The sequence below is a fragment of the Prevotella pectinovora genome (assembly GCF_000834015.1).
Lineage (GTDB): Bacteria > Bacteroidota > Bacteroidia > Bacteroidales > Bacteroidaceae > Prevotella > Prevotella pectinovora.
In genome coordinates this window covers 36568-50680 of the sequence record NZ_JXQI01000018.1, presented here as the reverse complement: position 1 = coordinate 50680, position 14113 = coordinate 36568, and the positions used below count along the sequence as shown (strand labels likewise).

Annotated in this window: 14 protein-coding genes; 6 read left to right on the top strand and 8 right to left on the bottom strand. The window is 40.2% G+C overall.

What is annotated here, in order from left to right; all coding sequences use genetic code 11:
- Positions 1-1150 precede the first annotated feature (1150 nt).
- From ST42_RS02035 to ST42_RS02010, 6 genes are all read left to right on the top strand, one after another.
- Positions 1151-1537 carry a hypothetical protein gene (locus tag ST42_RS02035; protein ID WP_042519414.1) on the top strand — a complete coding sequence of 129 codons (387 nt, stop codon included), beginning with the start codon at positions 1151-1153 and terminating at the stop codon, positions 1535-1537.
- 27 nt (positions 1538-1564) lie between these two features.
- Positions 1565-2110: a hypothetical protein gene (locus tag ST42_RS02030; protein WP_042519415.1), complete on the top strand. Its 546-nt coding sequence runs from the start codon at positions 1565-1567 to the stop codon at positions 2108-2110.
- Between the two features lie 58 nt (positions 2111-2168).
- The gene (locus ST42_RS02025) at positions 2169-2471 is read left to right on the top strand and encodes a hypothetical protein (RefSeq protein ID WP_042519416.1); all 303 of its coding nucleotides are present in this window, start codon (positions 2169-2171) and stop codon (positions 2469-2471) included.
- A gap of 5 nt (positions 2472-2476) precedes the next feature.
- Positions 2477-2716, top strand: a complete 240-nt coding sequence (locus ST42_RS02020; RefSeq protein WP_042519417.1) for a hypothetical protein — start codon at positions 2477-2479, stop codon at positions 2714-2716.
- Between the two features lie 356 nt (positions 2717-3072).
- Entirely contained in the window at positions 3073-3657 is a 585-nt protein-coding gene (locus ST42_RS02015; protein ID WP_042519418.1) for a type I phosphoribosyltransferase, read from the top strand.
- A 7-nt stretch (positions 3658-3664) separates the two neighbouring features.
- Entirely contained in the window at positions 3665-4153 is a 489-nt protein-coding gene (locus tag ST42_RS02010; protein WP_042519426.1) for an SLOG family protein, read from the top strand.
- Between the two features lie 152 nt (positions 4154-4305).
- Here the strand turns inward: ST42_RS02010 and ST42_RS02005 are convergent, their stop codons facing one another.
- The 8 genes from ST42_RS02005 to ST42_RS01965 all read right to left on the bottom strand — a co-directional run bounded on the left by ST42_RS02005 (position 4306) and on the right by ST42_RS01965 (position 14001).
- Complete coding sequence (locus ST42_RS02005; protein ID WP_052485504.1) at positions 4306-4530, bottom strand: hypothetical protein; 225 nt, start codon at positions 4528-4530, stop codon at positions 4306-4308.
- Positions 4531-4559: 29 nt separating this feature from the next.
- A complete protein-coding gene (locus ST42_RS02000) occupies positions 4560-5051 on the bottom strand; it encodes a hypothetical protein (RefSeq protein WP_042519420.1) in 492 nt (163 codons plus the stop codon).
- A gap of 481 nt (positions 5052-5532) precedes the next feature.
- Positions 5533-6021, bottom strand: coding sequence for a hypothetical protein (locus ST42_RS01990; RefSeq protein ID WP_042519422.1), 489 nt, complete (start codon positions 6019-6021; stop codon positions 5533-5535).
- A gap of 45 nt (positions 6022-6066) precedes the next feature.
- Positions 6067-7215 (bottom strand): reverse transcriptase domain-containing protein, encoded by a 1149-nt coding sequence (locus tag ST42_RS01985; protein WP_197068898.1) that lies wholly within the window; start codon positions 7213-7215, stop codon positions 6067-6069.
- Positions 7216-7469: 254 nt separating this feature from the next.
- Complete coding sequence (locus tag ST42_RS01980; protein WP_044072075.1) at positions 7470-10214, bottom strand: double zinc ribbon domain-containing protein; 2745 nt, start codon at positions 10212-10214, stop codon at positions 7470-7472.
- Between the two features lie 23 nt (positions 10215-10237).
- Positions 10238-11881 (bottom strand): SEL1-like repeat protein, encoded by a 1644-nt coding sequence (locus ST42_RS01975; protein WP_042519425.1) that lies wholly within the window; start codon positions 11879-11881, stop codon positions 10238-10240.
- On the bottom strand, positions 11865-12086 hold the full coding sequence (locus ST42_RS01970; protein WP_044072073.1) for a hypothetical protein: 222 nt from the start codon (positions 12084-12086) through the stop codon (positions 11865-11867). The genes ST42_RS01975 and ST42_RS01970 overlap by 17 nt, the downstream gene beginning before the upstream one ends.
- A 13-nt stretch (positions 12087-12099) precedes the next feature.
- A complete protein-coding gene (locus ST42_RS01965) occupies positions 12100-14001 on the bottom strand; it encodes a hypothetical protein (RefSeq protein WP_044072071.1) in 1902 nt (633 codons plus the stop codon).
- Between the last annotated feature and the right edge of the window lie 112 nt (positions 14002-14113).

Here is a 14113-nt window from a genome sequence, read left to right as displayed (position 1 = left end):
GATTCTACCCATACCCATTCATACTGACCTGTCGCTTCATTTAGGACACGATCTCTTTCACGTTTTACTTTTGTTCTCATACACTTTTGTTTTAGGCATCCAAAAGTGTCAAGTTTTTTTAGGGTAAGTCACCTACTTCAGGAGAGGCAAACACGGAACGATTTGCTTCAGTTGCCAAGGATGATCGCATAGCGCACATGCTCGGCATCTGAAGCAAGTCCATCCGTTTAGATGTCTGCCATTTATATGGCTTTATACATTTCATCTTGACCTCTTATATTCCAAGACAACCTAGATGTTCCATCTCATCTAAACTTCTACATTGTGTCTTAATGCTTCGCCCACCCCGGCATGAAGCTAAGTTCTGTCCCTTTAACAGAGACTTTATTTTCAGTCAGCAGAGCATGACATGAAAGAAAAGACACTGTTATAGGGAGTGGCAATCACGAAAAGGCGGCCAGTCTTCTTCAAACAGGGTCGGTGAGATCGCAAGGCGAAACTACACTGACGCTGTTCTTGCTGGCTGTTCGTCACTTCGTCGAGAAGATTGCCCTTGCAGAACTTTTGCTTCATTCCCAACCCATACCAGTTTTAATCTGACGAAATTCTTTATCCTACCCTAACGTACAGTCCACTTATAATCTACGCCCTCACCATTGCCTAAACAGCATTCTCAGTTTGTCATAGAGGGAAAACTCTTGTGGTCAAGCGAGTTGATCATAAGAGTTTCCTCACTCTGCCAAAGGTATGTCAAGGAGACTCTATCAAGCCTTGCCAGAAGGTATTTGGCAAAACTAAACACTTTGCCAGATACGTTCTGTCTTTTCGGCTGTGATGGAGACTCCTCTTATTGACATACTGGCTGAGGATGCCTGTTTGGACAAGCCCGCCCCACCTTTTATTGTTATACATGACATTTTCTGTCATATCCTTTATAGCCCGTGAAAAAGAATTCTTCTGCAAAGGTAGTTTCGCCATTCAAACCGTCAAGAATAGCAGGGCTTCGCTTTCAACAATCTTCCTTTTCGCTGAAAAGAGTATTCTTGAAACTTTTCTTGCCTTATTGTCTTGCTATCACCTTGAAAAGCAGAAAAATTCCCGATCACAGGCTGAAATGCTTGAAAGAAAGGGAAAATAAAAATTCAAGAGTATGGCAACAACAAATTTCAACAACCGACTGATAACGCCAGAGCTGACCGAGGCACTGAGCAGTTATCCCCTGTATTCTCAGGACGCGAAGAAGAAGGATGCACTTTGCATCGCAGTGTTTTACCTTGGCAATATCCGCTGGTACATCATGGAAGGACAGCAGGAAGGCAATGACTTCACACTCTATGGCATTGTTACTGGACTGCAAGAAACGGAGTACGGCTACCAGTCCGCAACCGAAATGGCAGGTATCACCTATGATGCAAGTGAGTATGGACTTGGCACATTGAGGATTGAGCAAGACAAGGATTTCAAGCCTTGCACCCTTGCAGAGATTGAGGACGCAGAACTGCAAGCGTTTCTCTCACGGCTCTATGACAAAGACTAATGCATAACCCTATAAACGCATCAGATTATGAAGATTATCGTTATGGACAGCGCAAACGTGCGCATCGAGGTTTTGAATGTTCCCGACCACATGATTGAAGAGGACATCGAGCAGTTCTTGGCAGAGCATGACTATTCGCTCAACAACATTTCTTGGATGGCAGCACCCATCGACTTCGTGCCGGTGCAGTTCCATGAATACGGCATTTGTCATTCGGATGGCGAAGAGTTGCACTTTGAACGTCAAGGGAAACTCAAAGACTTTTCCATCTATGACAGTGTGCAGGAGGTCAAGCACCGTGAGCAGGAGGAACTTGCCGCAAAGCTCAGACTTCGTGGCGAAAAGGTGGATGATGGCTATGAATGGCACTTCGAGGGTGAATGTCCTATCGTAGCAGCATACGACTATGACGAGCCTTGCGATGTGGTCATCCTTTCGGTCAGAGTGGACAAAGACGGTTATTTCACCATCATTGGTGATGAGAAGAACGACCGAGGCAACGAGCATGAGATTGAGGTGGATGATGTCTTCGCTGGACATCTTGACTACATAATCAGTGAGATAGGAAAATAATCAATAAACATGGGATAGGTGGCAACTCCGCTGCCTATCCCTACAACTCCAGAGTATTATGAGACAGATATTTGTCGTGTACGAAACTGACGCATGGCACAGCACAAACCATCGGGATTGTGCCGGAGTATTCACCAGCAAATGGGCTGCCGTGAATGCCATCGTGAAGAACCACCGCATAGAACTGGACGAGTTCTTCAGCGAGGAAGAGATAGAAAAGACCTCAAAGCGTGTACTGGAAGCCGAGGCAAGGCGCAGACTCCGCAAGGAGTTGGAGTTTGCTTACCAGACGCAAGGCTATGAGACCAACTATGACATCGAGGTCTGGAATATCAATGAATGGTATCTAACTAAATATTGAGCGATATGACCAACAAGCAGAGAAAAACCATGATTGAGCAATGGGTCACTCAGATGAACCCTAAAGCCATCCTCCGTGCTGCCGATGCCCGTTGTGGGGCAAGGTATGCTGTCTATGTAGTTCCGTCTCCTGGAGAGTTCGGGACAAGATGCACTGACTATCTGCCTTTGGAGCAGCTGGAGCAATACCTTTTGGGAGTGTTCTATGCCAATGAGTTCAACGAACGGATAGGAAGAAAGGCATGATGCCTTCTCTGGCGGCTTCGCCCTTCGGGTTCACGGATCCGAAGGGCGAAACGGCTTCTTTTAATCTCCTTGACAGGTCAATACCCTTGTATTATACATGAACCGAAGTTCATCAGATGGTTTCACCTATCTCCATGTCGGACAAGTGACAGCGGAAAGTTTTTTCTGCGAAGTTAATGCGTCCACGTCAAATAGCAAGTCGTGCTTCGTGAACAATCTTCCTTTTTGCTGAAAAGAGTATTCTTCACGGCAGACTTGCCTCATTGCCGCTCCCGCACTTCTGGGTGCAGAAAAAATCTTCCCTGGTCACAGTCCGAAAGGATTTAATGAAAGGGAAATAAAAAATTCGAGCGACAATGAACATGGTCAAGGTTTTCATCAAGGGTCAAGAGGACAAGGAACTCAGCAGTTTCCTCCGTTACTATCCAACTCGCATCAAGAATGTGGGCATAGATGCTTTGTTCGACAGGCAGACCATCTTTGATTTCAAGGACGGATGCAACCAGCCCCAAGTAGCTCAGTTCGTGGCAAAGGAACTTGTAAGGAAGTTCGGGCGCAAGATTGGAAAGGTGGTTTTCTCATGCGTCCCTGCCAGCAGCCAAGAGCGTAACGAGGAACGGAACAAGGCATTTTCCGCACTTGTATGTAAGTTGTCGGGTGCCATCGATGGCTTTTCTCATGTCAAGGTGTCTGGAGAGCGGTCTGCCGTTCATGGAACCAAGATGAAGAAAGAGGTCAGAGCCAAGCGACTTGAAGAAAGCAACACCATTGAGGTTGATGCAAGTTTCTTTCGCAACAAGATAGTGTGTGTATGGGATGATGTGGTTACTACAGGAACATCTTTCTGTGCCTATACAGCGCAGTTGGAGAGAGTCGGAGCACATGTGACCAATGGCATCTTCCTCGGAAAGACTTCATATAGATATGTACCAACTTATTGATGATTATATGGAACAGAGAAAATTTAGCCGGGCGGCAACAGCCGCCTTTACGGGGCATCGCTTCGTCGATGCTTCATTGAGAGAGCACGTCAAGAAGAGGTTGACAAGAGCTGTTCTTGATGCTTATGGGAATGGCATCCGAAACTTCATATCCGGCTTTGCCATTGGATTTGACATGATGGCGGCTGAGGTGGTAGTGTCATTGAAGCAGATCTATCCAGACATCATATTGACAGCTGCTGTCCCCTTCAAGGGACAAGCCGCTCGTTTCGGCTTCTATGACCGAAAACGATATGACAGGTTGCTGGAGGTGGCTGATGAGGTGATTGTGCTCAGTGAGAGATATTATCCAAGGTGTTTCCTGGACAGGGATGAGTTCATGGTGAACAATTCCTCACTGCTCATAGGCTATTATGATGGCCGTGAGAAAGGAGGAACATTCTACACCATCCGTAAGGCAATGGCTCAGAACATCCCTATAGTGAATGTGTTTTGATAACTAAATGTATGATTTATGAGTGATATTGGAAGCATTATCATCATCGTCATAGTCTTCCGCATCATCTTCCTCGTGCTTGGCGCATGGTGGAGAGGTGATAGCCGGAATGACTTTAGACGTGACAGATAGCAGTCTGGCTAAGAGCCACACTACTCTTCTTTGATGTCATCAGGCCACCAGAACTGTTGCAGTTCGTGGGTGATGTCATCCCAATCCTTCATGGTGAACGTACCTTCGCCCATCATCATAATGGTCATGGTGATGTCGTCGTAGGTACGATAGACATTTGTGTCCCTAAACCCGTTACGCAGGTAGAAAGCATGGCGACGTTTACGCTGCTCTATGTTCTCACAGACTTGCATAGGACTTTCCATATCCAAGAAACAAGTCAGATTTTTTTCAATCAGTATTCTTCTAACTTTATTACATTAAAATAATCCCAAATGCACGGAATGTCTTTTGAAAGAAAGTTTAAAAACGATTCTATTTCATCAGGATCTTTACAGGGTATGTTAAAACCTTGTTGATGGATAAAATCACATAGTTTTCCATTTATATATCTAGTCTGCATTTGATGGTGACCTGCCAAGTTGTAATCGAGCATTAGATCTTTCATGGCAACTTCCAACATTATACTACTGACATTGAAAGCTGTCACATGTTTTCCTGTCTTTGGATGCTTAGTATATTCCTCCTCCAACACGACAAAAAATTTAATACGTCTTTCCGCAAGGTCTTCGTCATTGACTTTTTGACGCATTATCTCTCTGAAAGGATGACCATCGCCCCATAGAGCTTTGGTTAGTAGTGAAGAGGTTTCATTAATGGCTTCTTCCATTGACGGAGCCTGCCAATTGTCAAACACAGATTTTGTCATTACTATTCTTTTTATCATAGCTCTTTTAACTTTTATTTTTCTTGATGTAAATGGCCTGATAGCTTGTCTTATAACTTGCAATCTTCATGAAACCTATGCCATGAATGGTTTTACACTGATGTCAAGTAATTTCCAATGATCCCAACAGAACCGGGGAGTGCTAGTTCAAGATAGTATCTACAAATGTTAAATTATCAATTTCCTCAACTTCGTCAGCTATGTAAAAACATGATGGGCAGAAGGAATTCGGTACATAAAGAAGTTTCTTCCAGTCTTTGCTATAACGCACATGATGTTCATCTTCAAAAAGTTCATCCTCATCCTTGTCTGTCTCTTGGGTCCCATCATAACGAGTTTCCCACACCTTGTACTTTAAAGGATAGTTGTATGTATTAAGAAGATCATGATGATTAATCATGCTACAAGGTATATCTAAATATCTAAGTCGGTAGCAGTTTTTGAAAGCGCCAGGTGCAATCCACAAAGTATCTTCTTTTATTTAATATCGAGGAACATCAGGGATTTGTATGATCGTACTACCTGATGGGGTATATATGGCATCTTTAGAGGTTAATTTCGCATCAATAGCACACATTATGCTTTCTAAACTAACAGACATAATATCAAGAGCATGAATTAGAGATGCCATTTCAAACATATCGGTGGCAAAATAATATACATGTGGATCTTTCTGGTCAAGAGCATCGACAATGAAATGATTCAGGGCAAAGAAATTATCGCAATGTTCCCGAAACCATTCAAGTCTAATAGAAGTCGGATTGTCAATTGTGTAATCAAGTACTATTTGGGTAATTTCGCCAGCAATTACATTATATGAAAGGTTGAATGATGTATGAACAGCTTCTCCATAATTTTGAAAAAAAGAATGCTCCAAGCGGTTATTGATACGCTCTGATATCGCGATACTCAAAGATTTTTCGCGAAATTCGCCATAAGTGAGCCCTTGTGTACTTACAATTTTCTTCATCTTAAACAGTTATAATATGACTAAGCCGATTCTTTATTTATAGAATTAGGATTCAGTATAAATATTTTCTTCCATTACTATATAGTATTCATGAACAAGACTTCTATAACCTAAGTCCTTTATCATATCATATTTAAAACTGTATCTTTTGTTTGTTCTTTTCTCTGTCGCAATGTACCTTATGCATTCTTGCATATAATGGTCAAGCATACTAATTGTTTCGGTCGTATTTATTATTGGGAAAAACCATCGTGTCCAAGTTAGTTCAGAGGTTATGGGGTTATCATACAATTTTTTATTAAATGCTTTAACAAAAGCTTTTGCAGCATAAATATTTTCTATATGTTTCCGGTTCTTCCATCTTAGTAATGCCCTGCTTTTGCGCCACATCTTTTTCTTCAGCTTCTTGGCTGAGATAGGAGAAATGTCAAATATCCCATCATGATATGATACACCAAGGAAGTCCCACTGCTCATGAGGATTTGAAAAAGACTCTTTTTCACAGTTAACAGACAAATGCATATCCGCAAGGTAGGAATGAATATATGTAACGTAATTTTGCCTTTCTAAATCACTATTTGCAAAAACAATCATATCATCTGAATAACGTGCATACCGATTCCCATTATTATAGAAATACCAGTCTAACTGACATAAATAGACATTGGCCAGAAATGAGGAGAGTGGAACTCCAGCCATAATGCCTTTTTTTTCATATATGATATCGCCATTAGGCGTCACTGCTCGCGAATCTGTTAATAATCTTTCAATAAAAGAATAAGCATCAATATCATCTTTCATAATCTCCTTCAGATTAGGCAGCAAGATATTTATGTCTACAGAATTAAAGTAGTCGTGAATATCTACTTTATAGACATATTTATTAGAGAGATGACGATCTCTTCTTAAATAATCAATTGCTTTCTTGACTCCATGTTTAGCACGAAAAGAATAAAGATTCTTTGCAAAAATGTAGTCATATTGCCTTATCAATAGGTATGTTAATAGCTTTAGTACATAGTTCTCTTCTCTAGAAAAAGAATAAACAATTCTCTTTTTTGAACTATATTGCTTACTGACCATCTTTTTTACCGGTGGCTGAAAATTTTCTTTATTTTTAATTATATCAATTACTCCAAGATATTCCCTATTATGGATAAAGGAAGACAAATCCTCAATTTGTCCTTTATCCATATTCTTCGTTGACATCTTCTCATCGAGAAAAGATATCCATATTTCATGACTAGATAACTTATCAATAACACTCATATCTGAAGAAAAACCCGGCACCTCAAAGTGAGAGGCACATGAGGTGCCGGGAAACTCAAGGAATTATTAAATCCCGATCGTTCGGGATACGAGACCGTACATGAAGAGTTCACCTGCAAGAACATTCTTTTCTACATGCTGGGCCCATCGCAGGTACCATAGGTATCCTTAAGCTTTTATTATAAGTATTCACTTATTCTATCAACCAACCAACCTTTGCAGAAATCAATAGTTTCTTGAGATACTGGTTCCTTGACAAACCAAGGCGACTTGGATAAAGACTTCAATTTCCATCCTTGAATCCAATCAGCGTAATAGCCGTCAGCAAACACTCTCACGTATCCTATTCCATTTTTTTTACATGCATCAGCAGTTTCTATAACATGAGTAGCGTTGTATCCATTTGACGTAACCGCTACAACTGCTACAACGGGAGTTCCATCTTTCTTAAAAAGGAAATGAATAGGCAATGCTTCTTTATTGACGCTGGAGTCAAACTCTGATGGATGAACCATATAAGACACATCTGCATTTGGAAGTCTCTCTTCAATTACTTCTGCAATCTTCAGTGTCGCAACAGCAAGAGACTTCAATGACTCTTTCGGATATGATGCATTTGCCGCTTTTTTAATTTCATTCAAGGGAAGTTTGGCTATTTCACTTTGTTCTCTTTTTTGGGGGGGAGTAGTTGTAACTATAGAAAATGTCTTCTTGGGAACTGTCACCAACCTTTTTTTTGACTTCGGACTAAGTAACGTAAAATCCCACTCATTGGAACGGAACGTATGTGTAGTGCATGAGATAGAAAATGGAATTTCTTCACACGCGAGCAACTCAGGTTTCTTATTAGTTTGATCCCACGCTATTAAGACCAATGTCTCTTCCCATTTGGCCTTATGGTTTAATATGTCAGCGTAAGGAATAAAGAATTTATAATCAGCCCATACTGTTGAAGATAAGCGAGGCTTACAGATTTCAGAATAGAGACAATTTTGTGGAGACCTAGTCACTTCTTTTGTAGCAGGATTCATATATTTCCTACCTCCAGGTGTTTTTAAACAACTGGTATCTCCATTTTTAGGAATACAATACGCAGAAAGGTTCAGTTTACGTCCTATCATTCTACTTGCCACCATTTTTAATACTACTTCAAAGCCTAAGACACTTTTTTCTTTTACGTTCTTATTAATTTGAATATTAGATAATTCAACAGAAGGAACTGTCATCAATGCCAAATGATTAACTTCTTCCGGATCAGCTCCCAATGACAAAGCTTTACTAAGGCATTCTTTTGCTTTTTCGGCATCATATTGGAGGCTTTTGCCCCTATAGTCCCATCCAAGATATGCTTCTGCCAATCGCAAACACGCCCATTCATTATCTTGATTGGCGGATTTTTCAAGCCAGACAATTCCTTCTTTTAGATTTTGTTTTACACCCCATGCATTTAATAAACAATTACCATAATTGCCTTGAGCGCGTGCATTACCTTTTTTTGCAAGTTCTTTATATATTGCGACCGCTTCTTTCTGTTTTCCTTCGTCAAGAAGAGAATTTGCCATGTTTATATCTTCGTCTTCTTGAGAAGAAATCATGTCTTCTTTTATGTCAATTGCATCCTCAATGCCAAGTTCTGAAGCTTTTGAAAATAGTTCCTCCGCTTTCTTTAAGTTTTTCTTAACTCCATTTCCTTCGCGATAGCAAATTCCAAGATTTCGATATGCCCATGGATTATCCTGCTCCATGGCTTTCTTATACCATTTGATTGCCTCTTTGTAGTCATTCTCTATATCGGCATAAAGTACTCCTAATTTGTTTTGTGCTTCAGCATTACCTAATTCAGCAGCTTTAAGATACCACATTTTTGCCTTGTTAAAATCAACTAGGTTTTCTTGGTAATATTCGCCCAAATCGCACATGGCATCTACATAGCCCTGTTCTGCAGCTTTTTTGAACCATTCAGCAGCTTGCTCTATATCGGTCTCTGTCCCGTAACCATTCTTGTAGCAATAGCCCAGGTTATACATACCAACAGCAGAATTCTTCTTAGATGCCTCATTGAACCAATAGAATGACTGTTCTGGGTTCTCATCAATTCCCTCATTGCCCATGTAGATAATACCGATTTGATTCATGGCCGTTTCATCTCCGAGAGCAGCTGCCATTTTATAGTTTTCAAGTGCTTTGTTGACATCCTTTTCAATTCCCCACCCATTTAAATATAATGATCCTAAAACAAGGTAGCCACCACATTCATCATCTTCAGCCGCTATAGTTGCATAATCAAAAGCTTTCTTGTAATCACATTTCTCTGTGCTAAATGCATACAGCTCCGCAAGTAGTTGTGCTGCGTCACCATTTTCATATTCTTTGTAATACTCTAGCATACGCTTCTCTGCTTCGCTATGGTCCTGTTCAAGTAGAGGTTCTGCACCCATATAATAAAAATATCCTATTAGATAGTAGGCAAATTTATCTCCTGCTTCTTCGGCTTCTTTTAATAAATTGAATGCTTTGAAAGCAGTATCCTCATTCTTGGCATTACTCATGAGGATATATCCCAAAAGCATCTTTGCTTCTGCAATATCCTGATTGGCAAATAACGTTAGTTCCTCTATTGTCACATTACGTTCTTCTTGTGGAATAGTACGAGGGAAACCTTTCTTGTCGTAATATTTAGCAAAACGAGGATCTTTTTCATTAAAAGTGTGTTCTACTGATTTCGGATTTGATGTTTCCTCCACTGTAGCTATTTGTTCTGTAAGTTTAGTCCCGCATTCTGGACAAAACTTACCAGATTTTGCTTTGTATCCACAAGACGGACACACTAGTTCCGGAGTAACTTCTTTAAGTTTACCTCCACACTCTAGGCAAAATTTGCCAGATTCATACTGTCTTCCGCAGTCTGGACATACTAATTTCATAATTATATCTGATTATAATTTGTTTATTTAAACTTCTTTAATTTCGATTTCCATACATCAGCCAACATGGCATTGCCTTTTTGGACATATAAATCAACCATCATCTGCACAAAAATTGGATTCTTTTTGAAATCGTCATCAATTTTAATGCGACGTTCTGCCTCGTCTAAGTCCTGGGGGACAACTTTACCATAGAGGTAAAAGTAAGCCATAAATGCTCCTGCTTCGTAGATACCATGCTCTGAGGCTGATTTTATTGCATCATATGCCAACCTGAGATTTGAAGCGCTTGTATTTTCCTGTATATAGAGTTGTCCTAGAAGAAATTTCGCTTGATAGTTGTTTTTGGGTACGGTTAATAAGACAGATTTCAATTCGGCTAATCCTGAAGCGTCAAGTTTACGCAAATATCCAAATTCGTCGATATAAGGCAGCATTAACTGTGTGTCAAATTTCGTTACAGCAGAAGCTTTTTTAGTGCTTTCTTCTGCAATACGTTCTGCTTCTGCCTTCCGATTCTTCTCTTCAGCAACACGTAGGGCTTCTGCTTCTTCTTGCTTTTTCTTTTCCTTAGCTAATCGTTCAGTTTCTTCTTGTAACTTTTTCTCTTTTGCAACACGTTTGGCTTCGGCTTCTGCCTCTAAACGTTTCTTCTCAGAGTGATATTCGTTAATTTCAGCAAATAGATTTTTTGTATAGAATACGCTGTCTTTTTTCATTTGCTTCAATTCCTCAGGAGATAACATGTCCCCATATATTAATGTATACAAGCATGTTGCAAGATTCGAAAGATATGGTGAATGTTCACCGCCAATGTTGTCAAAAAGAGATTTTGCAGTATCCATATCCTTGTCTATGAGAGCATTTACGGTCGCAAGTACAAAGACATTCTCTTGGGGAATTGTATCCGTCCATTTGTCACCGACATCAGCAACTAAAAGTTCTGACTTTTCTATGTTACCCAATCGGCGATAAGCTATGGAAGACCAGAATGTCTGCCAGTATTTGTCTTCATAATGGCTTTCATATTCTTCTGTGCATTCCTTCGGATGAAGGACAGCCTGGAGCATATAATACGTAAACTGTATCTCCTCTGCGGAATAGCGTTGAACCATTGCTTTCAGTTGAGCCATCAAACGATCAACCAAATCAAGACGGTTTGCAATGATGGCAGTCTTAATATTGTAATAAGTAATCTGATGAACAGGTGACAAAGAGGAAGACTTGCGCTCTGACCGTTTTGTAACCTCGGACAGAATCTTATTGGCAGTGTTCTCGTCTAGACCTAATCGGTATCGCAAGTCATCCAACTTGCGCTTTCCCTCGGAGGTCATTATGCCATTGCTATATACTTTGAGACATTCTTCACGGAAAGCAAGCTCTTTTTCATGTTTCAATTCTTCAGCAGTCTTTTCACGCTCAACCTGTGTGATGTTATTCGTAATAACATTATGTGAGTCAACATTACTTGTGGTAGTATTGACTGTGTTATTACTTACTGAGTGGTTATCAGACATGTTGACACCACCAGAGATGGCGTTGGCATCACCCAGATTTAGACTAAAACCTGCAGGTTGCTGTGGTTTAGTAATCAAGGCTGTTCCATCTAATGGACAAGCCATGAACTCATCAGGCCACTCTTTGTTACATTTAGGACATATTTTCATTGTTGACTAATAATTCTATGTTATCTTCTGATAAAATGTTCAAATGGGCAGGATGTCCCTCGTAAGAGCCAAAATATCCTTCATATGTGCCGAGAGTATCCTTGATTTTACAATCACCAATTATGTATTCTTTACCACTTGAGTCCATGACTTTAAAGCATAAAGAATCGCCTTCTATTCCTTTGTTAATGATTTTTACTTTCATTGAAATATATGATTTACCTAGATTCTAATACTTCTATAATATTACCATTTTTATCCGTCTGAACAATATAGAACTCAGGATACATTTGATTCTTTTTTGAATATGTCAAGTTGTACGATTGCTGACCATTATACTCAACGGATTCTATTCGAGTAAGATTATCTTCATCAAGCCCAAGCTTGTCATAAAGCAGAGTGCGAACCTTTTCATCTAACAACTTTAAATTATTATCTACGAGTAATCTTGCTCGATTGAGCACGCCATCAATTCCCTGCTCAAATCTATCAAACTCCGTTTTATAGTTCACATCAGGAAGTTCTTTAGGTTCTACTGAGAATGACTTAAACGACTCCTTTAATTGACGAGTAACATCCTGAGGGGAAAGGAAAAGTGTCGGACATCCAAATAGATTGAACTGGTTAAGTGTAAGAAACACTAAATCCTTGTTCTCGTATTTAGCACGATAATTCAGGTAATCAATCTTAGCATGCAAAAGAGCATAACCAGCTGGCTCTCCTTGAATAAGATAGCAAGCATAAAGTTTTAACATTGCTTCAGCATATCCCGCTGGCATCAAGAGGTCAACGGCACTAACACTTTCGTTGATATGATCTGTTGCAGAGCCACTTCCTATTACATTGCTGCACATGCTGCAAGTGCATGAGCCTGTAAATAGAAGAACATTACTTTCGTAGAAAGCAGTAAGGAGCATAGAATCTTCGCGGTCATACACTTCATAATCAGATACGGAACCATCATTGTTGTCAAAATAATATTGGCCATATCGAGCACCATAGCATGGGAATGCATTTATTATGGGAACTTGTAATAGTTTCATAAGTTCTGTTGTCATTCCCCAGTATGCAGTTTGATTCTCCGCTCCAAGATAACCAGACATGCTCTTGTTAGGTGAACCATGCAAGTTTATAAAGAGCATATCTGTTTTTTCGAGATGATGTTTGTATTGCTCTACATTTTCATTGCTGAGATATTCTTCACCCAGCACATCTAATGTGGGACAAAGAAACATATTGTCCTTAGTGAGTACACCATCATTCTCTAATTGCTGTTGTGGCAACTTAGCCATTACATCAGCGGATGTCCAGGTCCAGTCATTTCTATCCGTTTTCCCTGAATTAGAGGTCATCATGGCATAGGTAAACGGGATTCCGTATTCTAATGAATCAAGTGCACGTTGGAAATATGCGCCCAGATCTTGCTCAATTGTAGAATCAAGAGTTCCTTTACCAACATAATCAAGTGGAAGACGTGCGACATTGAAAATGGCATCTTTTATTGATACCCTCTTCCATGCGTAATCTATAGGGAAACAATATAGCAAATCGGAGTCTTCAATGGTTTTAATATCATGTCCGATAGAAGCATAAAAGTCAGGCATCGGAATGACATCACTACCTCCAATTATAAATAGAGGTGTGTTTGCAGATTTTTCCATGCCAACTCCATCTGCATAGTCTGAAAGTAATTGGGCATAATCTATCCACGACGCATCTTGCTCTAATGCTCCATCCATGTCCTTTGCTCCCAAGTCGATTAATTCCCATTGAAAGCCTTGAATGTCAAAAGACTTAGCTGCAAACTCTTGAATTAAACCGAGTACATCTTGGGACGTGGTATTCTTGTATTTGTTGGCAATTAGGCGGGTATTAGTCAAGATGATACCATCAGCTACTTTGTTTGAAGAACGGTGCGGAGAAAACTCATCGTGATTAACTAGGACTCCTATTGATGCTTTTTCTTCTGTAGGGCTTATTGGTGTTTGTTTCTGACCACGGGCACGCAAAAGATACTCGTCAAGTTTGCTGGTAGGACGAGAATTATCAACATCAGAACGAATTCCATGTTGTAAATGTAGCCAGCCTGTTTGACACTGGCTACATTTACTACCACCCATGTTATAACCATTGCCAGGCCCAGAATGACTGCCAAAGCAATTCATACAGATACGATATCCACATGTATCACAGACATACCAGGTCCAATCCTCGACGTATTGATGCCCACAT